The organism is Arthrobacter sp. HY1533 (genome assembly GCF_027568515.1).
In the GTDB taxonomy this organism is placed as follows: Bacteria; Actinomycetota; Actinomycetes; order Actinomycetales; family Micrococcaceae; genus Specibacter.
This window is the reverse complement of the sequence record NZ_JANKZF010000005.1, coordinates 95,261-121,632: the sequence shown is the minus strand read 5'-3', so window position 1 is coordinate 121,632 and position 26,372 is coordinate 95,261. Positions and strand designations below refer to the sequence as shown.

24 protein-coding genes are annotated in these 26,372 nt (G+C 65.7%); 11 read left to right on the top strand and 13 right to left on the bottom strand.

From position 1 onward, the window contains the following. Positions 1–15: 15 nt before the first annotated feature. The 3 genes from corA to PCK14_RS05355 form a co-directional block, all read right to left on the bottom strand. Positions 16–1,011 carry a magnesium/cobalt transporter CorA gene (gene corA / locus PCK14_RS05365; RefSeq protein WP_269937442.1) on the bottom strand — a complete coding sequence of 332 codons (996 nt, stop codon included), beginning with the start codon at positions 1,009–1,011 and terminating at the stop codon, positions 16–18. Between the two features lie 43 nt (positions 1,012–1,054). Next, on the bottom strand, positions 1,055–1,564 hold the full coding sequence (locus tag PCK14_RS05360; protein WP_269937441.1) for an Lrp/AsnC family transcriptional regulator: 510 nt from the start codon (positions 1,562–1,564) through the stop codon (positions 1,055–1,057). A gap of 156 nt (positions 1,565–1,720) precedes the next feature. Next, positions 1,721–2,764, bottom strand: coding sequence for a nitronate monooxygenase (locus tag PCK14_RS05355; RefSeq protein WP_269937440.1), 1,044 nt, complete (start codon positions 2,762–2,764; stop codon positions 1,721–1,723). Positions 2,765–2,781: 17 nt separating this feature from the next. Between PCK14_RS05355 and PCK14_RS05350 the strand changes: the two genes are divergently transcribed. After that, a complete protein-coding gene (locus PCK14_RS05350) occupies positions 2,782–3,696 on the top strand; it encodes an N-acetylglucosamine kinase (RefSeq protein ID WP_269937439.1) in 915 nt (304 codons plus the stop codon). A 49-nt stretch (positions 3,697–3,745) separates the two neighbouring features. Here the strand turns inward: PCK14_RS05350 and PCK14_RS05345 are convergent, their stop codons facing one another. After that, entirely contained in the window at positions 3,746–4,768 is a 1,023-nt protein-coding gene (locus tag PCK14_RS05345) for a LacI family DNA-binding transcriptional regulator (protein ID WP_269937438.1), read from the bottom strand. Between the two features lie 213 nt (positions 4,769–4,981). Here PCK14_RS05345 and PCK14_RS05340 point away from each other — a divergent pair, with 213 nt between their 5' ends. From PCK14_RS05340 to PCK14_RS05325, 4 genes are all read left to right on the top strand, one after another. Next, positions 4,982–6,880 carry a glycoside hydrolase family 35 protein gene (locus PCK14_RS05340; protein WP_269937437.1) on the top strand — a complete coding sequence of 633 codons (1,899 nt, stop codon included), beginning with the start codon at positions 4,982–4,984 and terminating at the stop codon, positions 6,878–6,880. A 41-nt stretch (positions 6,881–6,921) separates the two neighbouring features. Continuing rightward, positions 6,922–7,881: an ABC transporter substrate-binding protein gene (locus tag PCK14_RS05335; protein WP_269937436.1), complete on the top strand. Its 960-nt coding sequence runs from the start codon at positions 6,922–6,924 to the stop codon at positions 7,879–7,881. Positions 7,882–7,948: 67 nt separating this feature from the next. Then, positions 7,949–9,166 (top strand): pyridoxal phosphate-dependent aminotransferase, encoded by a 1,218-nt coding sequence (locus PCK14_RS05330; protein WP_269937435.1) that lies wholly within the window; start codon positions 7,949–7,951, stop codon positions 9,164–9,166. A gap of 15 nt (positions 9,167–9,181) precedes the next feature. Then, the gene (locus PCK14_RS05325) at positions 9,182–10,036 is read left to right on the top strand and encodes a polyphosphate kinase 2 family protein (protein WP_269937434.1); all 855 of its coding nucleotides are present in this window, start codon (positions 9,182–9,184) and stop codon (positions 10,034–10,036) included. A gap of 12 nt (positions 10,037–10,048) precedes the next feature. Here the strand turns inward: PCK14_RS05325 and PCK14_RS05320 are convergent, their stop codons facing one another. Both PCK14_RS05320 and xseA read right to left on the bottom strand, forming a co-directional pair. Continuing rightward, positions 10,049–10,300 (bottom strand): exodeoxyribonuclease VII small subunit, encoded by a 252-nt coding sequence (locus PCK14_RS05320; protein ID WP_269937433.1) that lies wholly within the window; start codon positions 10,298–10,300, stop codon positions 10,049–10,051. Between the two features lie 17 nt (positions 10,301–10,317). Further along, complete coding sequence (xseA, locus tag PCK14_RS05315; protein ID WP_269937432.1) at positions 10,318–11,583, bottom strand: exodeoxyribonuclease VII large subunit; 1,266 nt, start codon at positions 11,581–11,583, stop codon at positions 10,318–10,320. 163 nt (positions 11,584–11,746) lie between these two features. Between xseA and PCK14_RS05310 the strand changes: the two genes are divergently transcribed. Together PCK14_RS05310 and PCK14_RS05305 are read left to right on the top strand one after the other, a co-directional pair. Beyond that, positions 11,747–12,580 (top strand): hypothetical protein, encoded by an 834-nt coding sequence (locus PCK14_RS05310; RefSeq protein WP_269937431.1) that lies wholly within the window; start codon positions 11,747–11,749, stop codon positions 12,578–12,580. A gap of 9 nt (positions 12,581–12,589) precedes the next feature. After that, positions 12,590–13,693 (top strand): 4-hydroxy-3-methylbut-2-enyl diphosphate reductase, encoded by a 1,104-nt coding sequence (locus PCK14_RS05305; protein ID WP_269937430.1) that lies wholly within the window; start codon positions 12,590–12,592, stop codon positions 13,691–13,693. 58 nt (positions 13,694–13,751) lie between these two features. On the opposite strand, the gene PCK14_RS05300 is transcribed toward PCK14_RS05305, so the two are convergent. After that, on the bottom strand, positions 13,752–14,936 hold the full coding sequence (locus PCK14_RS05300; protein WP_269937429.1) for a DNA recombination protein RmuC: 1,185 nt from the start codon (positions 14,934–14,936) through the stop codon (positions 13,752–13,754). Between the two features lie 108 nt (positions 14,937–15,044). On the opposite strand from PCK14_RS05300, the gene ychF reads away from it, so the two are divergent. Next, positions 15,045–16,130 carry a redox-regulated ATPase YchF gene (gene ychF, locus PCK14_RS05295; RefSeq protein WP_269937428.1) on the top strand — a complete coding sequence of 362 codons (1,086 nt, stop codon included), beginning with the start codon at positions 15,045–15,047 and terminating at the stop codon, positions 16,128–16,130. Positions 16,131–16,232: 102 nt separating this feature from the next. Here the strand turns inward: ychF and PCK14_RS05290 are convergent, their stop codons facing one another. The 5 genes from PCK14_RS05290 to PCK14_RS05270 form a co-directional block, all read right to left on the bottom strand. Further along, positions 16,233–16,718 (bottom strand): FABP family protein, encoded by a 486-nt coding sequence (locus PCK14_RS05290; protein ID WP_269937427.1) that lies wholly within the window; start codon positions 16,716–16,718, stop codon positions 16,233–16,235. Positions 16,719–16,796: 78 nt separating this feature from the next. After that, positions 16,797–17,564, bottom strand: a complete 768-nt coding sequence (locus PCK14_RS05285) for an SCO1664 family protein (RefSeq protein WP_269937426.1) — start codon at positions 17,562–17,564, stop codon at positions 16,797–16,799. Beyond that, positions 17,564–18,115, bottom strand: coding sequence for a DUF3090 domain-containing protein (locus PCK14_RS05280; RefSeq protein WP_269937425.1), 552 nt, complete (start codon positions 18,113–18,115; stop codon positions 17,564–17,566). Before PCK14_RS05280 ends, PCK14_RS05285 begins: the two co-directional genes overlap by 1 nt. Positions 18,116–18,139: 24 nt before the next feature. Then, a complete protein-coding gene (locus PCK14_RS05275) occupies positions 18,140–18,832 on the bottom strand; it encodes a histidine phosphatase family protein (RefSeq protein ID WP_269937424.1) in 693 nt (230 codons plus the stop codon). A 68-nt stretch (positions 18,833–18,900) separates the two neighbouring features. After that, entirely contained in the window at positions 18,901–19,950 is a 1,050-nt protein-coding gene (locus PCK14_RS05270) for a LacI family DNA-binding transcriptional regulator (protein ID WP_269937423.1), read from the bottom strand. A 307-nt stretch (positions 19,951–20,257) separates the two neighbouring features. Here PCK14_RS05270 and PCK14_RS05265 point away from each other — a divergent pair, with 307 nt between their 5' ends. Beyond that, positions 20,258–23,236 (top strand): glycoside hydrolase domain-containing protein, encoded by a 2,979-nt coding sequence (locus tag PCK14_RS05265; protein WP_269937422.1) that lies wholly within the window; start codon positions 20,258–20,260, stop codon positions 23,234–23,236. Between the two features lie 120 nt (positions 23,237–23,356). On the opposite strand, the gene PCK14_RS05260 is transcribed toward PCK14_RS05265, so the two are convergent. Beyond that, positions 23,357–23,725: a VOC family protein gene (locus PCK14_RS05260; RefSeq protein WP_269937421.1), complete on the bottom strand. Its 369-nt coding sequence runs from the start codon at positions 23,723–23,725 to the stop codon at positions 23,357–23,359. Between the two features lie 102 nt (positions 23,726–23,827). Between PCK14_RS05260 and PCK14_RS05255 the strand changes: the two genes are divergently transcribed. Both PCK14_RS05255 and PCK14_RS05250 read left to right on the top strand, forming a co-directional pair. After that, a complete protein-coding gene (locus tag PCK14_RS05255; protein ID WP_269937420.1) occupies positions 23,828–24,364 on the top strand; it encodes a DinB family protein in 537 nt (178 codons plus the stop codon). Between the two features lie 140 nt (positions 24,365–24,504). Next, on the top strand, positions 24,505–26,328 hold the full coding sequence (locus PCK14_RS05250) for an ABC transporter substrate-binding protein (RefSeq protein WP_269937419.1): 1,824 nt from the start codon (positions 24,505–24,507) through the stop codon (positions 26,326–26,328). Positions 26,329–26,372 lie beyond the last annotated feature (44 nt).

Genomic DNA, 26,372 nt, shown 5'->3' with positions numbered 1-26,372 from the left:
CCGCGCGGCGCGGCGCTACAGCCAGGTCTTTTTCTTGAAGATCCAGTACATGACCAGGCCCACCAGGACCATGAGGGCCAGGGCAAACGGGTAGCCGTAGGCCCAGTGCAGCTCGGGCATGTTCTCGAAGTTCATGCCGTAGATGGTGCCCACAAATGACGGTGCGAACAGGATCGCGGCCCAGGAGGAAATCTTCTTCACCTGTTCGCTTTCGGCCGCGTTCGCCTCGTTCTGCCGGTTGGTGGTCAGGGTGCCGTCCACTGTCAGCGCGTTTTGCAGCAGTTCCCGGAAGGAATCGGCGCGGGCCGTGACGATGGCGATGTGGTCCTCGACGTCGCGCAGGTAGCGCTGCAGCTCCACGTTGATGCGGTACTTTTCAAAGCCGGCCTTGAGCTGTTCCAGCATTCCATGCAGGGGGTGGATGGCGCGCTGGAACTGGATGACCTCGCGGGCCAGTTCGTAGATGCGCCTGGACACCGTGGGATCGCCCGCGAAGAGCTGGTCCTCAATCTCGTCGATGTCGTTTTCCAGGCCGTTGACCACGGGCTGGTAGTCGTCCACAACCTGGTCAAGGATGGCGTACAGCACGGCCTCGGGCCCCAGGGCCAGCAGTTCCGGGTCGGCCTCGAGCCGGGTCCGGGTGGAAGACAGGCCCGGCGTTTCGGCGTGGCGGATGGTGACCACAAAGTCCTTGCCCGTGAAGATGTGCAGTTCGCCAAACTCCACGGTTTCGCTCTGGTCAATGTACCGAGCGGGCCGCAGCACTGTGAACAGCACGTCGTCGTACCGTTCCAGCTTGGGCCGCTGGTGGGCCTTGATGGTGTCCTCCACGGCCAGTTCGTGCAGGGAAAACTCTGCGGCCAGCGCCTTCATCTCCCCGGCATCGGGGCGGAACATGCCGATCCATGCCATGCCGTGGCACGCATCCATCAGCTCGAAGGTCTGGTCCAGGCTGTCCGGGTCGGCGTAGCGCCGCCCGTCCACGTATACGGCGTTGTCAATGATGGTCACTTGCCCATTATGGATGCCCGGGGGCGCAAAAGTGCGCCGAAGACTAGTCCAACGGGCCCGTGTGCCCCGGCATGTGCTTGAACACGAGAGTGGTTTCGGTGTGCCCCACCACGGGGTCGGTGGTCAGGTTGTCCAGCACCCAGTCGCGCAGCGCATCTGTGTCGCGCACGGCAATGTGCAGCAGGTAGTCCACGGAGCCGGAGGTGTGGAAGGTGGAGAGCACCTCGGGCAGCAACGGAACGCGGCCGGTGAAGGCGTCGATCTGGTCGCGGTCGTGGGCACGCAGCCGCACGGCAATGAGCGCCTGGACGGCACGGCCAATGGAGGCCAGGTTCAGCTTCGCCTCAAATCCCTCGATGGCGCCGCGTTCCATGAGTGCGCGGGTGCGCATGAGCGCCGTCGACGGTGCAATTCCCACCGCGTCGGCCAGGTCCCGGTTGGTGATGCGGGCATCCGCCACGAGCGTGTCAATGATCTGGCGGTCCACGGCGTCCAGGGGCTCGGGCGTGTGGTGGGCGGGGTCCCTCCGGACGTTTTTCGCCGATGCTGCCATGGGGTCCTCCAGGATTGACGGGTGAATAATTTGTATCTGCCGGGTTTGGCAGCCGATAGTTCACAATTCTAGCAAATTTGGCGAATATCTACCCGTTAATGCGGGCCGGTCCGAAGCAAATGCCCGGCACCGTGTCCCATCACATGGCTGCTGGTGCTACAGCTCCCGCAGAAAGCCCTCAATCACGGCGGCCGCCGGACCATCCTGGGCGGACTTCCAGCCGGTCCCGGCCCACAGGTTCAAGGCCTGCGCATCCCCGGAGGAGGCCGCGGCTGCGCGCAGTGGCGCCGTCAGGAAGTGGACCTCCGGATAGGCGTCCGGGGCCGTGGCCGAGTGTTCCCGGACAAAGTCATTGACCAGGGCACGTGCCGGCTTTCCCGTGAAGGCCCGCGTCATGCGGGTCTGCGCAAAGGCGGGATCGGCCAGGGCATCCTTGTGCAGCTGCCGTGCGCCGCTCTCATCGGTGCGGACCAGTGCCGTGCCCAGTGCCACCGCCACGGCGCCTGCATCCAGCGCAGCCCGGGCCTGGGCCGGGCCGGACACCCCACCGGCACCCACCAGGGGAAGGTTCACCGCGGCGTGCACCTCGGCGAGCAGCTGGGGAAGGGTGGCGGTGAGCACTGAAGCCGTGGCCGGCAGGAATGCCGCCGAGTGTCCACCGGCGCTGCGGTGCTGGACCACAAGGGCATCAACGCCAGTTGCGGCGGCGGCAACGGCCTCGGCCACGCTGGTCACGGAGGCCATGACCCAGGTGCCCGCCGCCTGCAGCGCCGCCACAACGTCCACGGGCGCCAAGCCGAAGGTGAAGCTGACAACCAGGACCGGTTCGCGCAGCAGGAGCTCGATCTTCTCCTCCCAGAAGTCGCGGGCCCGGGGGTCCTCGGGTGCCGGGGCTGTGGGGACGTCCGCACCCAGGCGTGCGGCCGTGGCCCACAGCTCGCTGCGGTAGGCCGTGAGTGCGGCTGCGTCGGCCGCAGCCAGGGGGCCTGTCCGCGGAACAAACAAGTTCACGCCAAAACCGGTGCCCGCGTCCCGCAGCGGCCCAATGTCGGCAGCCAGCTGCTCGGCCGACTTGTAGCCGCCGGCAGCAAAGGCAAAGGCACCGGCACGCTGCGTGGCAAGCGCAAGGTCGGTGGTGGTGGTTCCACCGGCCATGGGCGCGGCAATGATGGGCGATTCGAACATGGCATGGGGTGACATGGCACTATTCTAGGTGCGTGGACTACATCACATCAGAAAATTCCCGGACCCCCGCACGCTTTGTGGGCCTCGACATTGGCGGTTCAAAGACGCGCGGCATCGTGTGGACGGACGGCTCCGTCACCTCCGATCTCAGCGTTGGCAGCACGAATGTCCAAAACGTGAGCCGGGAGACCGCTGCGGAGAACATGGCCGCCCTTTTCGCCGGCCTGGATTCCGCCGGTGCCACAGTGGTTTTCGCCGGGGCAGGCGGCGTGGACACGGACGACGACGCCGCAGCCCTGCGCAACTTGATCTCGCCTTTTGTGCCCGGTGCCCAAGTGAGCGTTGTCCACGACACGCGGCTGCTCCTGGCCGCAGCCGGCGCCACCGAGGGCGTGGCCGTCATTGCCGGGACCGGATCGGCCGCCTGGGGTGCGAACACCGCAGGGGAAGAAGCCCGCGCCGGCGGCTGGGGATACCTGCTGGGGGATGAAGGCAGCGGCTACTGGCTGGGACGGGAGGCCGTGCGGCACAGCCTGCGGCGCATGGACTCGGGGGAAACCCCTGATGAGCTGACGGCAGCGCTGCTGGATTACTGCAAGCTGGAAACCCCGGAGGAGCTCATTGCCCACTTCCACCAGGGCACCACCCGGCGTTACTGGGCGGCTGCGTCGCCGGTGATTTTTGCGGCCGCGGCCAATGGCCACGCGGAAGCCCTGGCCCTGGTTGACCAGGCTGCCGCCGACCTTGCCGCCCTGGCGGCCAAGGCCGCAGGGCAGCTGGGCATTTCCGGCCCCATCGTCCTGGGCAGCGGCATGGGCAGCAATGTGCCGGCCCTCCAGGAGGCATTCACGACCAAACTGGCCGAAAAGGGCCTGGAGAATGTCATCATCCTGCGTGAAGACCCCATTTTTGGGATTCCCCTGCTGGTGGCACAGGCCGCCGGCTAGCTGGCCGTGCCTCGGGGCAGCCCAGCCCCGAGGCCGGCCCCGCTGCGGTTCAGGCCGCGGCGGGAGGGGGAGCGGTGCTGGCGCGCACCACCAGGGTGGGCGCCACGAGGTCGGGGGTGCGGGCAAGCTCCGGGTGGGCAATCTGCGCCACGAGCCTCTGCACTGCGCGGCGGCCCGTGTCCTCGAAGGACTGGCGGATGGTTGTCAGTGGCGGGTTTGAGAAGGCGGCCAGGTCAATGTCGTCAATGCCCACCACGGAGACATCCTCCGGCACGCGCCGGCCGAGCTCGTTCAGTGCACGCAGCACGCCAAAGGCCATTTCATCGCTGGCCACCAGGATGGCCGTAACCTCAGGCATGCGGCCCAGGATCAGCCCGTTCTGGTAGCCCGACTCCGGGCTCCAGTCGCCGTGGAGTTCCGGCGGCACCTCACAGCCGGCCTCTTTCAGGGTGCGACGCCAGCTGGTGAGGCGGCTTGCGGCATCCGACCATTCCGCCGGACCGGCCACATGCCAGACGGTCTTGTGCCCGAGTTCCAACAGGTGCTTGGTCGCCATGACGGCGGCAATGTCCTGGTCAACGCCCACTTTGCCGTCGCCCATGTTGGACGAGCCGTCCGTGTTGACGGTGGGAATCCTTGCGGTGATCTTGCCAATCTGCTCCGCGGCGTCCTGCAGCGGGGCGGCGATGATGATCCCGTCAACGCCCTGGAACACGAGCCGGCTGACGGCATCGGTCAGCCCCTGGACACTCAGGCTCGAGGTTACGGAGTTCACCGTATACCCGGCCTCCCGGGCGCCCAGCTCGACGCCGAGGGCAAGGGATGAGCGTGAGTAGTTGTTGGTGGCCAACGTCAGCACGCCAATGGTCTTTGAACGCCCCGTCACGAGCGCACGTGCAGTGTTGTTGCGGCGGTAGCCCAAGTCCTCAACCACGGCCAGGACGCGTCTGCGGGTGCTTTCCTGCACGTTCGGATGGTCGTTCAGCACCCGCGAAACGGTCTGGGCTGAGACGCCGGCGGCAGCCGCTACATCGCGCATTGCCGGGCCGCGGGAGAACTGCTGCTCACTCATTGAATTCCTTGGGGTGGGTGTAGACTCGCGCGCCAGCAGACGCGTTCATTGAGTTGATTCTAGGTGCAAGACCCATTTCCGGCTGGCAACTCACTGGGAATTCACTGCGAGAAGTGGCGAGTCCCCTATGAAACCGGCCTTTCTGCGCCTAGAATTGTTATCCATAACAGAATGTCTCTCCGTTTCTGCCCCACACCACTGCCAGGAGTTTAGTTGTCTACGTATGCAATCGCGCCCGGGACCGATGTCCCCGAGTCCGTCCAGCAGGAGGCAGTGCTGCGCGCAGCCGTGCCCGCCCCTGCCCTGAGCTACGCAGACCGCAAGCTCTTCCGCAACGGCAGCCCGCACCGGATCATCGCCGGGGCCATCCACTATTTCCGGGTCCACCCGGACCAGTGGCAGGACCGGATTGACCGGCTGGCCGCCATGGGAGTGAACACGCTGGACACGTACGTCGCATGGAACTTCCACCAGCCCTACGGCGATGCGGCCCCCGACTTCACCGGTTGGCGGGACCTGGCCCGCTTCATCACCATGGCCGGCGAGGCAGGGCTGGATGTCATTGTCCGCCCCGGCCCCTACATTTGCGCCGAGTGGGACAACGGCGGCTTCCCGTCCTGGGCCGTGTCCAATCCGGACATGGTGCTGCGTTCCTCGGATCCCCTGTTCACGGCAGCCATCGAAGCGTGGTTTGACCACCTGGTCCCTGTCATTGAGCCGCTCCAGGCCTGCCATGGGGGCCCCGTGGTGGCCGTCCAGATTGAGAATGAATACGGCAGCTACGGCGACGACAAGGACTACCTGCGCTGGAACCGCCAGGCACTGGCGGACCGTGGCATCAGCGAAATCCTGTTCACGGCCGACGGCGGCACGGACTACTTCCTCGACGGCGGCGCGCTGCCGGACTCCTGGGCCACGGCCACACTGGGCTCGCGCGGCCCGGAGGCCGACGAGGTGTGGGAACGCCGGCGCCCCGGCGAGCCCTTCTTCAACGTCGAATTCTGGAATGGCTGGTTTGACCACTGGGGCGAGGAACACCACACCCGCGCCGCCTCCGACGCGGCCGGCGAGGCCGCCAAGATCCTGGACGTGGGCGGCTCCATCTGCCTGTACATGGCCCACGGCGGCACCAACTTCGGGCTTGGCTCCGGTGCCAACCACGACGGCGCCATCCAGCCCACCATCACGAGCTACGACTCGGACGCGCCCATTGCCGAGGACGGACGCCTGACGGAGAAGTTCCACGCCATGCGCCAGGCCTTCTTTGCCGCATCCGGCAAGGAACTGACTCCTGTTCCCGAGCACCTGGAACGCCCGGTCCCCGTGGTGCCTGCCCGCAGCTTCGCACTGACGGCGGGCACGCCGCTGCTGGACTTTGCCCGGTCCGGGGCGGTCGTCAAGAGCGTCAAGCCGCTGTCCTTTGAGCAGCTTGGCCTGGACCGCGGACTGGTGCACTACACGGCCAAGGCCGTGCTGGTTGCCGGTGAAGGCACCATCAAGATCCGGGGCCTCCACGACAGGGCATATGTCTGGGTGGACAACAAGTATCTTGGGGTGCTCACCGACGCCACAGGGGAGACCGGTCTCAAGGTCACCTCCGACGGAGAGCTGCACACCCTGGACATCCTCGTTGAGAACCAGGGACGCATCAACTACGGGCCCCTGTTCGGCCAGGGCAAGGGCATCCTGGATGGCGTCCTGATCAACCAGCGCTTCGTCTTCCACTGGGAGCAGCGCGCCGTGGACCTGGAACGGCCCCTGGCCGAACTGCTGGCACTTGGCGCGGTGGGTGCCGGTGCGGAATCCGCAACCCCGGATGCCGCAGGCACCACTGGTTGGTTCCACGGCGAACTGCCCATCGAGGAGCCCGCGGACACCTACCTGGCCCTGCCCGGATTCGGCAAGGGACTGGTCTGGGTCAACGGCTTCCTCCTGGGCCGCTTCTGGGAGGTGGGGCCGCAGGTGACGCTCTACGTGCCGGCCCCGCTGCTGAAGGCAGGGACAAACTCCGTCACAGTGCTTGAGTTCGAGCACTGTGGAACCCACGGCGAGCTTCGCGAGGCACCCGAGCTGGGCCAGGCCGGGGTAACGTATGTGGAGGATTTGGGGTAAACACAACGGCGCAAGGGCGCCGGGAGCGCAGGAGGCAAAGGGTGCGTCGAAGGGTCGTTGCAGCACTGGGCATGGCGGCGGTGCTGCTGCTGGGCAGTGCTTGCACCCCGGAACCGATCGTCACGATACCCAGCGCCTCCAACCCCCCGGGTGAGGCGCCGCTGACCGTTGGCGCAGCCGAGGTGCCTGCCGGCGTGGACCCGCAGGAAGGCGTGCTGCTGGCGCATGTCTACGCGGCAGCCCTGAACGCGGCGGGCCTGAAGGCCGTTGTCAAGGACACCGCCGTGCCTGCGGGCACGGCGGTGTCCGGCGTCGCGGCCGGAACCCTTGACATTGCCCCCGTGTTCTCCCGGATGGCCCTGGCCGGGGCGGCACCGACCGTTCCGTCCGGAGACGCGGCCGAGGTGCTGGCGGCGCTCAAGGCGGCGCTGCCCTCCGGCGTCGAACTTTTGGACCCGGCCAAGGCACAGGACGTGGACAGCGTGGTGGTGACTGCGGTGACCGCTGAGAAGTACAAGCTCAAGAGCCTGGCTGACCTGGCCGGGGTGTGCAGCAAGCTCACCATGGGCGGCCCCGCGGAGTTCAAGACGCAGGTGCACGGACTGTTGGGGCTCGGCAGCGACTACAACTGCGTGCCCAAGGAATACCGGGTGCTGAAGCCCACCCCCGGTCACAGCGACGACAGCACCCTGTGGGAACTGCTGCGCGACGACATCCAACTGGCCAACATCCACAGTTCCGCACCCGGCATCGAAGACAACTCGCTCGTGGTGCTCAGCGACCCCAAGGGCTTGTTCCAAGCCCAGGACCTGGTGCCCGTGGTGGCCACGGCCACCGTGCCGGAGGCGGTGCAGGCCGTGCTGAACAAGGTCAGCGGCGCCCTCACCGCGGAGGAATTGGCCAACCTCAACAGGCTTGCCCAAGACCGCCATTTCGGTGACCTCTCCGAGGCTGCCACGGCCTGGCTGGTCCAGCAGGGGCTGGTCAAGGCCAGTTCTTAGGCATTGGACTGCGCCAACTTGGCCGTTGCGCCCTGATTAGCGGCCCCCCGTGTGCAATATTGGGTAAATGGCAGAATTCACACAGTCAACCAAGCTCCACAACGTCCTCTACGACATCCGCGGCCCCGTGCTGGAACGGGCCCAGCAGTTGGAGGCGGAGGGCCACCGGATCCTGAAGCTGAACATCGGAAACCCGGCCCCCTTCGGCTTCGAGGCGCCGGACGCCATCCTGGTTGACATGATCCGCCACCTGCCCCACGCCCAGGGCTACAGCGACTCCCGCGGCATCTTCTCCGCCCGCACCGCCGTTGTCCAGTACTACCAAACGCGCGGCATCCACAACATCCACGTCGACGACGTCTACCTCGGCAACGGGGTCAGCGAGCTCATCACCCTGTCCCTGATGGCACTGCTCAACAACGGCGACGAGGTTTTGGTCCCCACCCCCGACTACCCGCTGTGGACGGCCTCCGTCAGCCTGGCCGGCGGACGCCCCGTGCACTACCTGTGCGACGAGGACAACGAGTGGTGGCCCGACCTGGAAGACCTGGAATCAAAGATCACGCCCCGCACCAAGGGCCTGGTCATCATCAACCCGAACAACCCCACCGGCGCCGTCTACCCGAGGCACATTGTCCAGGCCATGGTGGACCTGGCCCGCAAGCACAACCTGGTGGTCTTCTCCGATGAGATCTACGAGAAGATCCTCTACGACGGGGCCGAGCACATCAACACCGCCACGATCACTGGCGACGATGTGCTGTGCATGACGTTCAGCGGCCTGTCCAAGGCATACCGGATCTGCGGCTACCGCTCGGGCTGGCTGGCCATTTCCGGACCCAAGTCGCAGGCAGCGGACTACCTCGAGGGCATCAACCTGCTGGCCAACATGCGCATGTGCGCCAACGTCCCAGGCCAGCACGCCATCCAGACGGCCCTTGGCGGGCACCAGAGCATCGAGGACCTCATCCTGCCCGGCGGCCGGCTCAAGGAGCAGCGGGACATTGCCTACCGCCTGCTCAACGAGATTCCCGGTGTCTCCGTCAACCAGGCCAAGGGCGCGCTGTACCTGTTCCCGAAGCTTGACCCCGAGGTGTACCCCATCAAGAGCGACGAGAAATTCGCACTGGATTTGCTGGAATCACAAAAGATCCTTGTTTCCCACGGCACCGCCTTCAACTGGATCCGCCCCGACCACTTCCGCCTCGTCACACTGCCCAACGTCAAGGACCTGGAAGAGGCCCTTGGCAGGATTGCGGAGTTCCTGAGCACCTACAAACCCTAGGAAAGGCCCACCACCATGACACTGCCCCCTGGATTCACCGAGCAACCGGCCGAGCTGCTGCGCGTTGGTGCCGGTTTTTCCCTGGCTGCACAGCCATGCGACGCCTCCCCGGGATTCGACGGGAAGAAGGCCCAGGGGGCTGCTGCCCTGGCGGAGCGCGCAACCGTGCTCTCGGAGCTGCAGGAACAACTGTTTGCCGAAAGCCGCTTTGACGGCAAGCGTTCGGTGCTGCTGATCCTGCAGGCCATGGACACGGCCGGCAAGGGCGGAATCGTTGGCAAGGTGGTTGGCGCGGTGGACCCGCAGGGCGTCAAGCTGACCTCGTTCAAGGCACCCACGGATGAGGAAAAGGCCCACGACTTCCTGTGGCGCATCCGCCCGGCCACCCCGGGGCACGGCATGCTCGGGGTGTTTGACCGTTCACACTACGAGGACGTGCTGATCCACCGCGTCCACGGCTGGGCCGACGAAGCCGAGATTGAACGACGCTATGACGCCATCAACGCCTTCGAGACGGAACTGGCCGAGGCAGGAACCACCGTTGTGAAAGTCATGCTGAACATCAGCCCAGAGCAACAACTGGAGCGGCTCACCGCCCGCCTGCACGACCCCACAAAGTACTGGAAATACAACCCCTCGGACCTGGACGAGCGCCAGCACTGGCCCGCGTACATGGATGCCTACCAAAAGGTCTTTGACAAGACCAGCACGCCCCACGCCCCATGGCACGTGGTCCCCGCGGACAAGAAGTGGTACGCGCGCCTGGCCGTGCAGGAAATCCTCATCAACGCCTTGCAGGGCCTGGACCTGAAGTGGCCCACGGGCGACTTCGACCTGGCCCACGAACGGACCCGGCTCAAGGACGCCTAACGGCAGGCGGTGCTATTCGCCGTCGGACTTGGCGCCCTCGGCCTTGTCGGCACGGGCGGCCTCAAGGCGGGCCTTGGCGCCCTCGAGCCATTCCTCGCAGCGCTTGGCCAGGGCCTCGCCGCGCTCCCACAGCGCCAGCGAGTCCTCGAGGCTGGAGCTTCCCGCTTCCAGCTGGTTGACCACGCCCATGAGCTGTTCACGGGCCTGCTCGTAGCTGAGGGCCGCAATGTCGGCGTTGGGGCTGGATTTCTGTGCGGAGCTCATGCTTGGTCCTTGTCTGCTTATTCTGGGTGGATTTGGGTTGCTGCCGGGACGTTCGAGGTGGCCGTGAAGCCACCCTCCGCGACCCTGATCAACAGTTGTGTGCCGTCCGGCGCCTGGGCCGGGTCCCGGACAATCTCCCGGTTTTCCAGCTGCACCACGGCGTAGCCGCGGTCCAGGGTCTTCTGCGGTGAAAGTGCACGCACCTGGGCGCGCAGGTGTTCGAGCTGGTCGCCGTGCCGGCGCAGCTGCGTGGACACAGCGGTCATGGCGCGCGCGCCCAAGGCCGCGACGGCGTCGGCCCGGGAAGAGATCATGACGCCCGGGTTGGCCAGCACCGGCCGGGTGCGCAGGTGGGCCAGCCGCTCGGACTCCCGGCCCAGCATGTCCTCGATCCGGCGGTTGAGCTGGGTGCGGGCCTGTTCCACGCGGCGCAGCTCCTCGCCCACGTCCGGCACGATCCGCTTGGCGGCGTCGGTGGGGGTGGACGCGCGGAGGTCGGCCACCTCGTCGAGCAGGGGCCGGTCGGCCTCATGGCCAATGGCGCTGACCACGGGGGTCTGGGCCGCCGCCACGGCACGCACCAGCTGTTCGTGGCTGAAGGGCAAAAGGTCTTCGAGTGAACCGCCGCCGCGGGCAATGACAATGACGTCAACCCGGGGGTCCTCGTCCAGCTCGGCCAGGGCCCCAATGACGCCACTGACGGCGTTGACGCCCTGCACGGGCACCTCCCGCACCTCAAACTCGACGGCGGGCCAGCGCAGCGCGGCGTTGCGCATGACGTCCTTCATGGCATCGGAGTTGCGGCCGGTAATGAGTCCGATCCTGTGGGGCAGCAGGGGCAGGCGTTTCTTGCGGCGCGGATCGAACAGGCCCTCGGCTGCCAGGGCCTGGCGGAGTGCTTCGATGCGGGCCAGGAGATCACCCAGGCCCACGGGCCGGATGTCCTGTCCCTGCATGGAGAGCCGGCCGGTCTTGAGCCAGAAGTCCGGCTTGAGCTGCGCCACCACCCGGGATCCGCGTTCCAGCGGCGCCTCGAGGCGGCCCAGCACCGAACCCCACACCGTGACGCTCAGGGACACTTCGGCGTCGATGTCGCGCAGGGTCAGGTAGCTGACGTTTGCCCGCTTGTTCAGCTCGATGACCTGGGCCTCAACCCAGGCCGGCGGGGCCTTTTCAATGTGCGCCTTCAGCTTCTGGCTGAGCAGTTGCAGCGGCCACGGGTTGTCCGGGGAGGTCTCTGCTGCTGTGGGTGCAAGGACCTTCCGTTCCGGGGTTTCCGCCATGCTGATTCGCCGTCCTTGTGCCTTGGTGACTTGGTGCCTGTTTGCCGGTGCCTGCTGCCAACCCACTCTATCTTTATGCACTGACACAGCCGCACCCGCTGTCCACAGCCATGGGATAGGGTGAAAAATCACTGCTTGTTGCCAACAATTTTGGGGTTTTTTGATGCGCACCGCCGGATCCGCCGTTCTCATTGTCGCTGCCCTTCTTCTTGCTGCGGTGGCCGGGCCCTCCATGTGGCTGCAGCGCAACGTGGTTGACGGTGCCGGTTTCGCCCAGCTGGCCGGGCCGCTGGGCAGCAACAAGGAGTTTCAGGAGGGGCTTTCGGCGCTGGCGGCATCGCAGGCAACGGCGACCCTTGACCTGCCTCCCCAGCTGGAGAACCTGGCGGCGGCAGTCATCGGATCGGCCGCGCGGGGGATATACAGTGATCCCGGATACGAGGCGGCCTGGACGCAAACCCTGGAGCGCAGCCACAAGCTGACCTTCGAGGCTGCCGGCAACCCGGACATCCAGGGGGACCTGCTGCTGGACATCGCCCCGCTCATGGCGCTCGTCGGCGCGAAGGTGGGCGCTGATTTGGGTGTGAAGCTGCCTACCCCGGCGGACGTGTTGGTGAACATGGAGCAGCCCAACGTGGCCCGCATCCTGCCCATCGCCACCACGCTGGGAGCCTGGGGCGTCTGGTTGGCGCTTGCCGCCGTCGTGCTTCTGGTGCTGGGTGTGTTTGTGGCACCGCGCCGGGCACTGGCGCTGCTCCTGGCAGGCGCCGGATTGGCCGTGGTGGCGCTCGTCTGGCTGCTGGGCTCAGGGATGGTTGAATCGGTCCTCGCCAACCTGGCCGTGGGGCCGGAGGCGGCCAAGCAGGTTGGCGTGCAGCTCGGGGCGCTGGCCCGGAACAGCTGGCAGGGAGGCATCACCGCCACATTTGTGATTGCCGCGGCAACGGCGGCCGCTGGTGTCGCAGCTCTCATGCTGGGCCGCAGGCGCACCACGTAAGATGGGGGCATGAGTGCCTCTGCCGTTTCCCTGTCCATGCCCGTCGTTCCGCGTCGTCGCAGGTCGCCCGAAGAGGTCGCTGCCGCCGCTCCCGTGACGGGCACCAAGCGGGTCCTGCTGGCCGCGCCGCGCGGCTACTGCGCCGGTGTTGACCGGGCGGTCATCGCCGTCGAAAAGGCCCTGGAACACCACGGAGCGCCCGTCTACGTGCGCAAGCAGATTGTCCACAACGTCCATGTGGTTTCCTCGCTGGAGGAAAAGGGCGCCATCTTCGTGGAGGAAAACGAGGAAGTCCCCGAGGGTGAGCTGGTGGTGTTTTCCGCCCACGGCGTCTCACCCGCCGTGGTGCAGTCGGCCGAGGACCGTGGGCTGCGCACCATTGACGCCACCTGCCCGCTGGTGACCAAGGTCCACAAGGAAGCCGTCCGCTTCGCCAAGGCCAAGAACCACATTCTGCTGATCGGCCATGAGGGGCACGAGGAAGTCGAGGGGACCTACGGCGAGGCCCCCGACAGCACCACCATTGTGAACAACCCGGCCGAGGCCCGCACCGTCCAGGTCGAGGACCCGGACAACTTGATCTGGCTGTCCCAGACCACGCTTTCGGTGGATGAGGCCATGGAGATCGTCAACATCTTGAAGGAGCGCTTCCCGAAGCTCCAGGATCCGCCCAGCGACGACATTTGCTACGCGACCACCAACCGCCAGGTGGCCATCAAGAAGATCGCCCCGCAGGCTGAGCTGGTCATTGTGGTTGGCTCGGCCAACTCCTCAAACTCCGTCCGGCTCGTGGAGGTTGCCCTGGAGTACGGTGCCAAGGCCTCGTACCGCGTGGACTTTGCCAACGAGATTGACGAGACTTGGTTTGAGGGCGTGGCCACGGTTGGCGTGACCAGCGGTGCCTCCGTCCCCGAGATCCTGGTCCAGGACGTGCTGGGGCTGCTGGCCGAGTACGGCTACGGCGACGTTGAGGAAGTTGTGACGGCGCAGGAGGACATCCTGTTCTCACTGCCCAAGGAACTCCGCGCCACCATGAAGGCCGCGGGCGACAGCTCCAGCGCGCTCGGCGGCCCCGCCACCCCCCCCGCCAACTATCACCCTTTTACAATTTGACCCCCCTGCCCGCCATTGTGGCGGGCAGGCTCTTCTCATACTCGGGCTGCGATGGCGCTCAGCTGGCGCGTTCCTCAAACTCCGGGGCCGTGAGCATGCGCGGCGTGGCCTCGACCTGGGCGGGGGACTCAAGGGTCTTCGGGTCCAGGGCGTTGAGCTTGCGGGCAGTGGGCAGGACCCTGGCCTCCAGCGTGCCCACCAGCTTGTTGTAGCGGTCCACGCTGGTCTTCAGTGACACACCGACGGCCGAGACGGCCTCGCCCATGGTCCCCAGCCGCGTGTACAGCTGGGCCGAGAGCTCGAAGAGCTCCTTGGCGCTCTCCGTCAGCACATCCTGGCGCCAGCTGAAGGCCACGGACTTCAGGATGGCAAGCAGGGAGATGGGGGAGGCCAGCACCACGTTCCGGGCCATGGCGTAGTCCAGCAGCTCCGGATCGGCCGTCAGGGCCGAGGACAGGATGGATTCCACGGGGACAAAGCAAATGACAAGTTCGGGGGAGTTCTTAGCCGAGGTCCAGTACTTCTTGCTGCCCAGGGCATCAATGTGGGCCCGGACCGCCTTGGCATGGCGGAGCATGTGCTGCTGGGCCTCAACCCCGCCTTCGGACCCTGCGGACTCGTGGGCGTTCAGGAACGAGGTCAGCGGGACCTTGGCATCAAGCACCAGCTCCTTGCCGCCGGGGAGGCGGACCACCATGTCGGGGCGGTGGACGCCGTCGTCCGTTGTGGTGTGGACCTGCTCCGAGAAGTCCACGTGTGCCAGCATGCCGGCCGCCTCAACGACGCGCCGCAGCTGGACCTCGCCCCACTTGCCGCGGGCACTGTTGGAGCGCAGCGCCGAGGCGAGCGACGACGTGGTGGCCAGCAGCTTGGCATCGGCGTCCTTGGCATCGCGCAGCTGCTCGGCGAGCTGGCCATACTGCTCCACCCGGTCGCGCTCCAACAGGGTCACCTGGCGCTGCACGGCATTGAGCTTCTCCGACACGGGGCCCAGGGCCTGCAGGACACTGGAGTCCGAGCCCTGCTGTGCCGAGAGGGCGTGGTTCTGTGTCGCGAGCAGTCGGCGCTCGGCGTCGGCCGCGGCGAGGTTCGCATTCAGGGCAGAGGCCCGCTCATGGGCGGCGTCGGCCTCCTCATTGGCCGCACGCAGGCGGCGCAACAGGGCCCACGCCACGGCCGCGGCACCCAGCAGGACGCCTGCCAACAACATCAAAACGGCTACAAGCCACCCAATTCCAGTCATGGATCCACCTTCGCACGGGGCACTGACAAAGTAGGCAGCGAGGCCCGGCGGCCCTGCTCTGGCTGCGAACAAGGCGAAATTGGGGCCCTGCCGGTAGAATCACTTACCGTGGCTCTTACTATTGGCATCGTCGGACTGCCCAACGTCGGCAAATCAACCCTTTTCAACGCACTGACGCGCAACAACGTGCTCGCGGCGAACTACCCGTTCGCAACAATCGAGCCGAATGTTGGCGTCGTCAGCCTGCCCGATCCCCGCCTGGCCAAGCTGGCCGAGATCTTCGGATCCCAGCGCATCCTGCCGGCAACTGTGTCCTTCGTGGACATTGCCGGCATCGTCAAGGGCGCCTCGGAAGGTGAAGGCCTGGGCAACAAGTTCCTGGCCAACATCCGCGAGGCCGAGGCCATTGCCCAGGTCATCCGCGTGTTTGACGACCCCGATGTTGTCCACGTTGACGGCAAGGTTGACCCGAGCTCCGACATGGAGACCATCAACACCGAGCTGATCCTGGCCGACATGCAGACTGTTGAAAAGGCCATCCCGCGCCTTGAAAAGGCCGTCAAGCTCAAGCAGCGCGAAGCCGCAGAGCTCAACGCCGTCCTGGCCGCCCAGAAGGTCCTCGAGCGCGGCGACACTATCTTCTCCTCCATCAAGAGCGACAAGCTGGAGATGGAACACCTGAAGGAACTGGGCCTGCTCACGGCCAAGCCGTTCATCTACGTTTTCAACGTGGACGACGCCGTCCTGGGCAACCCGGAGCGTCAGGAAGAACTGCGCGCGCTGGTTGCACCGGCCGACGCCATCTTCCTTGACGCCAAGCTTGAGGCCGACCTCGTTGAACTGGACGAGGAAGAAGCCCGCGAGATGCTGGAAATGAGCGGCCAGTCCGAGTCCGGCATGGACCAGCTGGCACGCGTCGGCTTCCACACCCTGGGCCTGCAGACCTACCTCACGGCAGGTCCCAAGGAAACCCGCGCCTGGACCATCCACCAGGGCGACACCGCCCCCCAGGCTGCCGGAGTCATCCACACCGACTTCCAGCGCGGTTTCATCAAGGCCGAGGTTGTCCACTTCGAGGACCTGGTTGAGGCCGGTTCCATGCACGATGCCAAGGCCAAGGGCAAGGTCCGCATTGAAGGCAAGGAATACGTCATGCACGACGGCGACGTGGTGGAGTTCCGTTTCAACGTCTAGTGCCGCTGGACTGCTTTGTGAGACGCCCGGGATGCTTCAAGCATCCCGGGCGTTTCTGCATCATGGCAACGCCCTCGTGTCGGGACTCAGCTTCATTGAACGTCAACGAGTCGTGGGGGTGTTTCGGTGAAGCTTCGAGGCCAGGTGGTGCGTCATCTGGAGACCCACTGCGGCCATTGCGAATTTGGTTGTCAGGACATCTCCCGCGAGTTCGAGGCGCCGCTCGGTTGCGTCGACCTGCTTGGCGCTGGTCGAGTTCACCATTCGTGCTTGGAGCGTGCAGGTGAATCCGTCCACAGTGGCCATGAGCGCGCCTTCCGCCAATTCCGTCTGGCCCGTGGGTTGCGCCAGCACGAACTCCACGGCAGCACCCTCGGCAACCCGGAGGTACCCGGTTTCGGTGTGCATGGGAGCTCCGGCCGGGGACCACGTGCGCTGTATGTAGTGCAGGAATGGCTTGCCCACGTCCGTGAACGTCAACTCTTCGGTGTACTGGAACGAGTCAATCGTTGGGTACTGGCCGGCGCCTTCGCCCCTCCACATGCCGATGAGACTGGCGACTGCGGCCAGTCCAGGGTGCAGTGTCATAAGTATTCCTTTCGATAGGTCTTGCGCAGAGGGCTGCCTGGACTCACACAGGCTGCGGAGCCAGCAGCCACCTTGCCCTTAGAACAGCGGCCAGGGCACCGCTGGCATCTCACCGCTCGGGGCCGGGAACTGCCCTGCTGATCGCAACCGGGCGCAGCGCGCGGCGAGCGAGGCGATCTCTTCGGAACTGAGCAAGTCCGCCAGGTCCCGGCCCAGCCCACCGTTCAGTCCTTCGCTGACACGATCTATGCCGTTCTCTTCGTCGGAGGTCAGGTCATCTCCCTGCCATCCCCACAGCACTGTGCGCAGCTTGTGGTCGCGGTGAAAGGTGAGCCCGTGGTCCACGCCGTGGCGTTGTCCGTCGGGCATGGCAAGGATGTGGTCGCCTTTGCGGTCGGCGTTATTGACCATGACGTCGAACAACGCCATACGCCGCAGTGCCGGCGAGTCTTCGTGAATGAGGGCGACCATCCGTCCGCTCTCATCCCGTCCCTCCAAAACCTGTTTCCAGCCCGTCTCCGGCACGGTGTCCGCCGCGACCAGGTCCACGGCATCGTGGGCAGGATCCTGCTCCTGCCAGAGCTGCACCATTCCTTCACCGAACGGACCATCGCGCAGCCAGGTATGCGGCACCACGTCCCAGCCGAGTGCTTGGGAGACCAGGTAGGCGGCCACTTCCCGGTGGGCCAGCGTGCCCTGGGGAAAGTCCCACAGCGGGCTTTCGCCGGCTATTGGCTTGTAGACGACCACCACGTCGCCGATGGTGCCAAGAAATGTGGCGTTCGACGCCGTCGTGATTCGGCCGGTGAGGGTCAGCTCGGCGGTCAGTAGTTCCGGCGTTGGCATCAGGCCTCGGGAAAGGTGCAGCTGTGTCCGTCAGCGTCCATGGGAAAACCGCAGAGTGGGCATATCGGACGCCCGGCTCCGACGATCTCGCGGGTGCGCTTGGCGAATGCGCGGGCGGTGCCCACAGGCATTGCCACACGCAGCATTTCGGACTCGTTGATGCCGTCCTCTGGAAGCGACTCGTCGTCGTCCTCATCGACATCACTCATCGGGTAGGCCTCAATGACGAGCTGCGCCGTCGTGGGGTCCCAACCCAGGATCATGGCCCCGGTGCGAAACAGCTCCTGGACGGCCTCAAGCTGATCATTGTCAACAAGTTCAATGGGAGTGCCCTCGGGAACGCTGAAAGGGTTGCCTTTCAGGGTGCTTAGCTCGTCGAGAATCTCGTCGATCTTCTCCGCGAGCTCGGCTGACTGCAGCTTCTCCATGGCAATACTGACCAGCTGCTTCCCTGCGCGCACCTGCAGGTAGAACGTGCGCGCCCCCGGAAGACCAAGGGTGCCAACGACGACCCGATCCGGCCAGGAAAACTCGTGAACACGTGTAGGCATGTCAGTATTCTAGGCCCATCGTGATCATGGCGCCGCTTGCCCTGCGCCGCCGCCCACAGGCGCATCGCCAGCGTGGATGCCTTTGGACAACCACGACAGATCGCCCCCATCCGTGTTGCTCGCGTAGACGCTGGGCCGGCTGGCGCCGTAGTGCACGATCGATATGGATGCGGGGCCCACGTTGATCCGCTGGAACAGGTCAAGGTGCATGCCGAGCGCGTCGGCGAGGATCGACTTGATGATGTCACCGTGGCTCACCGCCGCCCACACTGCCCCTGGCCCGTGCTCGGCCTCGAAGGCTGCATCGTGGCGGCGAATGGCCACCACCGACCGGGCCTGCATTGCGGCCATGGATTCACCGCCAGGAAAAACGACGGCGGACGGTCGCGACTGGATGACCGGCCACAAATCCTCGGTGGTGAGATCACTGAGCATGCGGCCCTGCCACTGGCCGTAGTCGCACTCGGTGAGGTCGGGATCAACAGGCGCGTACGGTGCACCAGACTGGCGGTCGAGGATGAACTGGGCAGTCTGCAGGCAACGCTCAAGAGGGCTCGACACCACCCCGACCAGGGGCACGGGGGACAGGCGGTCTCCGGCCAACGCGGCCTGGTCCCGCCCGATTTGGTCCAGGCTGACCCCGGCAGCCCGGCCAGCCAGCTGTCCGGTTGCATTGGCTGTGGAGCGGCCGTGCCGCACGAGAATTACTGTCGCCATCCACCCAGCCTAGCCACCCGCCGTCGTCGGCCCCATCTCAATGCCGAATGTTCCGCGGGTCGATGCGGTCAGGGCCGTCCCGGCCGAATTTCGGAGGCAGGTATCTCGCCGGAGCCACGTTGGATAAGCCTGGTTTCCAGGACCACCGTCTTCAGCGGTTCCTGACTGCCCTGAAGGCGGGCCTGCAGCAGATTCATCGCGGTGACGCCCATGCCCTGCGGATCCTGGGCCACCACGGTGATTCCGGGTTCCACAACGTCTGCAAGTTCGAAGTCATCAAAGGCAACCATGGCCAGTCGCACGCCATTGCGCCGCATCGCACCGATGACCATCACGGCCGACCTGTTGTTGCCCGCAAACACGGCGGTGGGAGGATCTGGATCTGCCAACATCCGTCCCAGGACTGCGTCTATTTGTTCCTGTTGCAGCGCCGATGAGAACACAAGCGCAGGGTCAAGGGTATTGCCTGATTCGGTGAGGGCCTCCTGATATCCGGCCACCCTCTCCTGCGCCGTGTAGAGCTCTGCCCTGTCAGTGATGCACGCAATGCGCCGGTGGCCCCCGGCGATCAGGTGCTTGACGCCCTGCCGTGCGCCGCCGCGGTTGTCAGTGAGGACGACGTCGGCCGCAACCTTGCGCGGGGGGCGGTCCACAAAAACCATGGGGACACCGGCCGTGTGTTCGAGCACCAAGTAGTCTTCATCGCTGCCTTCCGGCAGGGTGATGATCAGCCCGTCAACGCGGCGCGAACAGAAAGTCAGGATGAGTTGGCGTGCCCGTTCCGCGCTCTTGCTGGATGAAGCTGTCAGCAGCACCGACCCTTGGCGCACCACTTCGTCCTCGACGGCGCGGTTCAGCAGGGAGAAGAAGGGGTCGGCCACATCTTCCACCAGCAATCCGATACTTTGGGTTGCCCCGGTTCGGAGGGTCCGCGCGCTGTCGTTTCGCCTGTATCCCAGGATCTCAATGGCATTGTGGACGGCCTGGGCACTCGCGGCGCTGACCTCCGGCATGTCGTTCAAGACGCGCGACGCCGTTCCTACGCCAACACCCGCCAGCCGGGCAACGTCCTTGATGGTGGGCCGGCGGGCATGATCGCCCCGGTCATGTTGAGTCAATCAGCCCTCCCGGATTGCGGCGCCATAGGTGGACGCCGAGCTGCGCCGTCCTCCACCTTATTGCCCGTGGATCACCCGCGCCAGCCCAAAAAGTAATCCATTGACTTCTTGTGGACGACTCGATAGCTTCGATGACTGGAAACGATTCATCCAGGGCGACGCAGCCCTGGCCAAACTGTTCGAAGGAGAACAATTGTCCAGTAGCAAGGTGTCCCCGCGTTTGCGGCGACTCAGAGCCGGGATGGCCGCCGGCCTGGCGACCGCGCTCGCTTTTTCACTCGCCCCAACCACATTCTCGACTCCGGCCGTGGCTGCCCCGGAGGTGGGCAAGCAGATCGAGCTCACCCAGTTTGTGAATCCGCTCATCGGCACCTCGGTGTCCTCGACCAGTGGCTACGCCGGCAACATCAGCCCCGGCGCGAAGATGCCCTTCGGCATGGTCACCTTCGGTCCCGACATGTCGCGCACCAACTACAACGGTTCCGGTGGGTACCTGGTCCCCGCCAACGCCACCGAGGCCTCCGTCAACTTCTTCAGCCTGACCCACCTCAACGGTGTTGGCTGCCCGGGCCAGGGCGTCGTCGGCATGCTGCCGCGCACCACACCCACCTCAGTCAGCAATGCCTCCGGAGTGCCGCAGCAGCCAGCCAAGTTCCAGACCTCCTCCGAGACTGCCTCGCCCGGCGAGTACTCCGTGACGCTCGACAGCGGCGTCGGCGTCCAGCTCGGCGCGACGGAGCGGACAGGCATCGCCCGGTTCACCTACCCCGCCGCGGACAAGGGCTACTTCAGCCTGGACACCCGCCTGAACGGGACCTCCAACTCCTCCAGCACCCGGGGCAAGGTCAAGCCCGAGAACGTCTCGCTGGAAATCTCCGCGGACGGCAAGGTTCTCTCCGGCAAGACGGTCGCACCGGCCTTCTGCATCCCCTGGGGAACCGCCTACAACTCCAACGTGTACTTCTACGCCGAATTCGACAAGCCGCTGAAGGCACAGGCGGACCCGGCCAGCACGGTCAACAAGGAAATCAACGGCTCAACCGTTCTGCAGTACGACCTTCCGGCCAACGACCCCACCCTCAACATGCGTGTGGGCATCTCACCGGTGAGCGTTGAGAATGCCGAGCTGAACCTGCGCACCGAGAATGAATCCTCGAGCCTGGAACAGGTCAAGGCCGCTGCCACCAACAAGTGGAATGCCCGGCTGAACACGGTGCAGGTGGACCAGGCCGCGAACCCCGGTGCGCTAACTCCCGAACAGCACACGAACCTGGAGAAGTTCTACACCTCCCTCTACCGCGTGCTCGGTTCGCCAACCATCTACTCGGATGTCAACGGTGATTTCAGAAGCCTCGCCGCCAACAAGCCACTGACCACCGTTGTCGACCCCACCGGCCGAGTCGAAGAACGCGCACCGGTCAACGTTGCCGACTACGACTACACCAAGCCCGACGGCAGCAAGGGTTCCTACTCGACCCACTACTCGGGCCTTTCGTTCTGGGACACCTACAGGTCCCAGGCACAACTGCTGGCGATCCTGGCACCGGATGTTGCCAACGACGTGGCTCAGTCGACGGTTGTTGACGGAATGCAGTGCGGCGCGCTCCCGCACTGGGTGGATGCAAGCGACGATTCCACCCCGATGTCCGGCGACAACGCCCTGCCCGTCTTGGCCGGAAGCTACGCCTTTGGCGCCCGTGACTTTGACGTGGTGACCGCAGCGAAGCTGGTCAAGCAGTCCGCATTCGATCCCACGAGTGCCTGCAACGGCAACAAGAGTTTCCCCAATTCAGCCAGCTACCTGGACTTCGGGTACTACACCGACGCTGACCATGCCAGTGCCAACATTGAGCGGTTCAACAGCGACTACGGCGCTTACTCCTTCCTCTCCGCCGTCGGCGAGGACGTGCGCAACAACCCGGCAGTGGCAGTGACCGACAGCGACCTCGACAAGCTGGCGGACCGAACCGAACTGTGGAAGAACATGGTGGACCCCGCCACGGGCAAGCTCGTGGCCAGGAAGGCCCCGACCACCCCCGGCACGCTCGGAGACGTGGTCAGCCCCGGCTCATTCCATGAATCGACGGAACCGAATTACTTCTGGTCCTTCGGCCAGTCCTGGGACGACCTCATTGAAACCACCGGCGGCAACGAGGCAGCGATTGACCGCCTCAACGCACTCTTCTCCATGGACGATGAGCTGACTGCCAAGCCGACCCTTGCGCAGCTCAACGGAGGCCAGGACGCCCAGACCTTCTACATGGGCAACGAACCGGGCTACCAGGCACCCTGGGCCTACAACTGGGTGGGCCGACCAGCCGCAAGCCAGTACGTGGTCAGTCAGTTGCGCGAAACCGCGTTCAGCACTGCCCGGGACGGAATGCCCGGAAACGATGACATGGGCGCGCAGTCAAGCTGGTTTGTCTTCGCCTCGCTCGGACTCTTCCCCGTGTCACCCTCGGACCCCGGCCTGGCCATTTCCTCGCCGCTGTTCCCCGCCGCCACCTTGTGGGCCAATGGCAAGCCGACGCGCATCACCACCGACGGCGACCCGGCAAGCTCACCGTTCATTGCCTCGATGGAGGTCGACGGACATGCCTACGGCCGCAGCTGGATGAAGGCTTCCACCCTGGAGCAGGCCAGCAATGTCTCGTTCAAGTTGAGCGAAAAGCCCACGGAGTGGGCCGCAAATGTCCACCCGACAAAGGCTGCCGCGACCACAACAACTGCGGAACTCTCAGCCCGCAGCCTGGAAATCGGATCGACCACACCGGTCAACGCCAAGGTCACGGTTGAATCGGCTGACCTGACGCTGCCCAAGGGCACAGTGGAGATCCGCAACGGCAACACGCTTCTTGCCTCGGCACCCCTGGGCGGCACATCGCCCGTTGCCAAGGCGGCTGCGGGAAGTGCCGGCGCGGCGGTGACGATCCCGATCACCGTGCCGAATAGCACCCCGGTATCGGTGATGAAGCTGGTGGCAACGTTCGTTCCGGCGGATCCGTCCTTCCTGGCAAGCTCTGCCTCCGGTGTTGCAGACCTGGCGCTCACGGCGCCGGCCGCCAAACCGACACCGACGGCGGAAGCCACGGCATCCGCCGTGCCGACGCAGACGGTGACGAATGTGCCGACGACAGGCTCGTCCAATGACGGCTCCGGCAACCTGGCCAACACCGGCCTGCCCGCCGCTGCCGGCTGGATCCTGCTGCTGGGCCTGTTGGCCGCTGCAGCAGGTGTGGCCACGGTCGTGGTCAACCGGCGACGGCTCGGCCGGCGCCACGGCTGACGACGCATGACATGAACGCCCGGGATGCAAGGCATCCCGGGCGTTTCTGCGCCCTGGACCGGCTGCGGTTCGGCTGGTCCTGCGCAGAGCTCAGCGGCCAAGGCCGCCCAAAGTCAAAAGTCAGGTTGAGGCAGACCGCAGCACGCAGAACTCATTGCCCTCGGGGTCTGCCATGACCACCCAAGTCACCTCGCCCTGCCCAATGTCCACCCGGGTGGCGCCCAGCGCCTCCAGCCGCGCAACTTCGGCGGCCTGGTCCTCCGGGCGCAGGTCCAGGTGCAGGCGGTTCTTCACCGCCTTGTCTTCCGGCACGCGCAGGAACAAGAGGTCCGGGACCTTGCCGGCCAGGGGGCTGTCGGCCGGCGGCTGCAGGGCGACCTCGTCGTCGTCGTCCTCGACAATCCGCCAACCCAGCACCTCCGCCCAGAACTGCGCCGTTTCGGCGGGCGAGGTGGAATCAACGGATACATTTTCAATGCGCAAGACCATGGGGCCATTCTTGCCGCCGCCGTGCGGAGTTGGCCAGTGTTCGGCGGAAAATGACGTTCCACATTCGACGGCGGCGGCCCCTTCGTGTGGGAAAGTGGGGCCATGCGCACACAAGACACACGAACCCCCGAACCGGCCGACACCCGCACGGGCCCGCCCTTCATGGCGGGGGAGCGGGAGTCGCTGGAGGCATGGCTTGAGTTCTACCGCGAAACGCTGCCCCTGAAACTTGGCGGACTCACGGCGGAACAACTGTGCCGGGAGGCCGTGCCGCCGTCGACCATGACGCTGGCCGGGATCGTCCGGCACCTCACCGATGTGGAGCGCTACTGGTTCTCCAACGTGGTGGCGGGCAGCGATGAGCAAGCCCGCTACAAGTCGCAGGACCCGGATGCGGACTTCACCGAATACAGCGTCGAGACGGCCTTGGCCGACGTTGCCGCCTACCCGGAGGAACTGGTGCGGGTGCGCGCCCACGCCGCCGGCGTCGGCAGCCTTGACGCGGCGCTGCCCGGGCTGCGGCGCGGGCAGGAGCTGAACCTGCGCTGGGTCTACACCCACATGATCGAGGAATACGCCCGGCACCTGGGCCATGCGGACCTGCTGCGCGAATGCCTGGACGGGCACACAGGCTACTGACCGCCGGCAGGGGGCGCCCAAATTGTTCACAGCTCCCGTCCGGGGCCCTGCGGTAACCTTGCATGCAGGATTGATCCCGGGACAGGCATGGAGCCCACGGAGTCCCGAACACACACTGATGCAAAGAACCTGGAGGTGGAATGCGGCCCGGACGCATTTCCAAAGCACTCGCTGCAGCCGCAGCAATCGCACTGGCGCTGGCGGCCTGCACGGGCCCCGAACCCGCCCCCGTCGAGACGACCCCCACCGCCACGGCCGCGCCCGGCGGCAACGTCACGGTGCTCGAAGCCGCGCCGTTTACCTCCTTCAACGCCTCAGGCGTCACGGGCGATGCCGCCACGAACACCAGGATCGACGCCGCAACCCACTCCGGCTTCAACACCGTGGACACTGAGCTGAAGATCGTCAAGAACGAGAAATTCGGCAAGTACGAGATGGTCAAGGACGACCCCCTGACCATCAAGTACACGATCAACGACGGCGTGCAGTGGTCCGACGGCGCCCCCGTCACCGCCGATGACCTGTTCCTCCAGTGGGCCGCACGCTCCGGCTATTTCAACGACGCCACCTTGGACAAGTCGTTTGCCGTGGTCAAGGGGAATGCCTACTTCCACGCCGCGGGGGACAACTCCGGGCTGGCCAAGACGGCGATGCCCGTGGTGGGCGACGGCGGCAAGTCGTTGACCCTCACCTACACCACACCTTTCTCCGACTGGGAAACGGCGCTGGGCTCCACCGTGTCCATCCCCGCGCACATTGTGGCGGCCCGCTCAGGGCTTGTTGACGCGCCGGCGTTGACCCTTTTGCTGCAGGCCCTGCCCAAGGGGGACCCGGCCAAGCCCATCGCCGCCAACGCCCAGCTGCGCAAGGTGGCGGACTTCTGGAACACCGGCTTTGACACCAAGAGCATGCCCGACCCCACCCTGGCCCTGTCCAACGGCCCCTACCTGGTCAAGTCCATCACCCCCGGCAAGGAATTGGTCCTGACCCGCAACGCGGACTACGCCTGGGGCCAGGTGCCCACGCTGGACACCATCACCGTGCACTACGAGCCAGACGCCGACAAGCAGGTGGCCGCCCTGGCTGCCGGCACCGCCGACATCATCTCGCCGCCCGCCACCGCCACCCGGGTTGAGGCGCTCACGGCGCTGTCCTCCGCCGGCGTCCAGCTCCAGCGCGGCGACGGCCTGGGCTTTGAGCAGCTGGTGCTCAACTTCAAGGGCGTTCTGTCCAATCCGGACCTGCGCACGGCCTTCCTGCTCACCGTGCCGCGCCAGGATATCCTCGAACAACTCGCCAAGCCGCTGGACCCGGGCATCGAGCTGCTCAACTCCTTTGTGTTCCGCCGCGCCGAGAAACCCTACAAGGAGTCCGCCGGGAACAACGGGACCGGACAGTTCGCGGCAGCCGCCGGGACGCAGACGGCCACCGCCGGCAACACCGGCGTCGAGAAAGCAAAGGAATTGCTCGACGGCGCCCGGCCCACCGTGCGCGTGCTGTACAACAAGGACGACCCGGACCGCGCCGCCGAATATGCCCTCGTTGCCGCCGCGGCAGCTGAGGCCGGGTTCTCCGTCACGGATGCCGGCAAGAAGTCAGGCGAATGGCTGCCCGCGCTGCGCGCCGGCGCCTTCGACGTGGCCCTGTACGGCTGGACCAGCAACCCCACCGGGTCCATCCAGGTGCCCGAGGTGTTCCGCACCGGTGCCCCGTCCAACCTGAACAACTTCTCCAACACCGTTGTGGACCAGCTGACCGAACAGCTCGCCGCCAACCCGGACACGGCAAAGCAAAACGCACTGAAAATGCAGATCGACAAGCTCGTGGTCGGCGCCGGCTACGGCCTGCCCCTGTTCCAGCGCACGGTTCTGTCCGCCACGGGGCCGCACGCCACGGGCGTGCAGTACTCACCCCTGGACATCGGGCCCTGGAACAGCGTCGCCCAGTGGGCGCGCCTCAAGTAGGCGCCGAACAGCTGCCGCAGGCGGGGTGGGGAGCAGTCCCCATC

What these genes read in the sequence shown, in the direction of transcription:
- PCK14_RS05260 (WP_269937421.1), bottom strand. Translation starts at nt 23,725, where the DNA reads ATGGTCTTGCGCATTGAAAATGTATCCGTTGATTCCACCTCGCCCGCC.
- PCK14_RS05275 (WP_269937424.1), bottom strand. Translation starts at nt 18,832, where the DNA reads ATGGCGACAGTAATTCTCGTGCGGCACGGCCGCTCCACAGCCAATGCA.
- PCK14_RS05255 (WP_269937420.1), top strand. Translation starts at nt 23,828, where the DNA reads ATGCGCACACAAGACACACGAACCCCCGAACCGGCCGACACCCGCACG.
- PCK14_RS05325 (WP_269937434.1), top strand. Translation starts at nt 9,182, where the DNA reads ATGACACTGCCCCCTGGATTCACCGAGCAACCGGCCGAGCTGCTGCGC.
- PCK14_RS05345 (WP_269937438.1), bottom strand. Translation starts at nt 4,768, where the DNA reads ATGAGTGAGCAGCAGTTCTCCCGCGGCCCGGCAATGCGCGATGTAGCG.
- PCK14_RS05320 (WP_269937433.1), bottom strand. Translation starts at nt 10,300, where the DNA reads ATGAGCTCCGCACAGAAATCCAGCCCCAACGCCGACATTGCGGCCCTC.
- PCK14_RS05250 (WP_269937419.1), top strand. Translation starts at nt 24,505, where the DNA reads ATGCGGCCCGGACGCATTTCCAAAGCACTCGCTGCAGCCGCAGCAATC.
- PCK14_RS05310 (WP_269937431.1), top strand. Translation starts at nt 11,747, where the DNA reads ATGCGCACCGCCGGATCCGCCGTTCTCATTGTCGCTGCCCTTCTTCTT.
- PCK14_RS05355 (WP_269937440.1), bottom strand. Translation starts at nt 2,764, where the DNA reads ATGTCACCCCATGCCATGTTCGAATCGCCCATCATTGCCGCGCCCATG.
- PCK14_RS05280 (WP_269937425.1), bottom strand. Translation starts at nt 18,115, where the DNA reads ATGCCTACACGTGTTCACGAGTTTTCCTGGCCGGATCGGGTCGTCGTT.
- PCK14_RS05290 (WP_269937427.1), bottom strand. Translation starts at nt 16,718, where the DNA reads ATGACACTGCACCCTGGACTGGCCGCAGTCGCCAGTCTCATCGGCATG.
- PCK14_RS05330 (WP_269937435.1), top strand. Translation starts at nt 7,949, where the DNA reads ATGGCAGAATTCACACAGTCAACCAAGCTCCACAACGTCCTCTACGAC.
- PCK14_RS05285 (WP_269937426.1), bottom strand. Translation starts at nt 17,564, where the DNA reads ATGCCAACGCCGGAACTACTGACCGCCGAGCTGACCCTCACCGGCCGA.
- xseA (WP_269937432.1), bottom strand. Translation starts at nt 11,583, where the DNA reads ATGGCGGAAACCCCGGAACGGAAGGTCCTTGCACCCACAGCAGCAGAG.
- PCK14_RS05360 (WP_269937441.1), bottom strand. Translation starts at nt 1,564, where the DNA reads ATGGCAGCATCGGCGAAAAACGTCCGGAGGGACCCCGCCCACCACACG.
- PCK14_RS05300 (WP_269937429.1), bottom strand. Translation starts at nt 14,936, where the DNA reads ATGACTGGAATTGGGTGGCTTGTAGCCGTTTTGATGTTGTTGGCAGGC.
- PCK14_RS05305 (WP_269937430.1), top strand. Translation starts at nt 12,590, where the DNA reads ATGAGTGCCTCTGCCGTTTCCCTGTCCATGCCCGTCGTTCCGCGTCGT.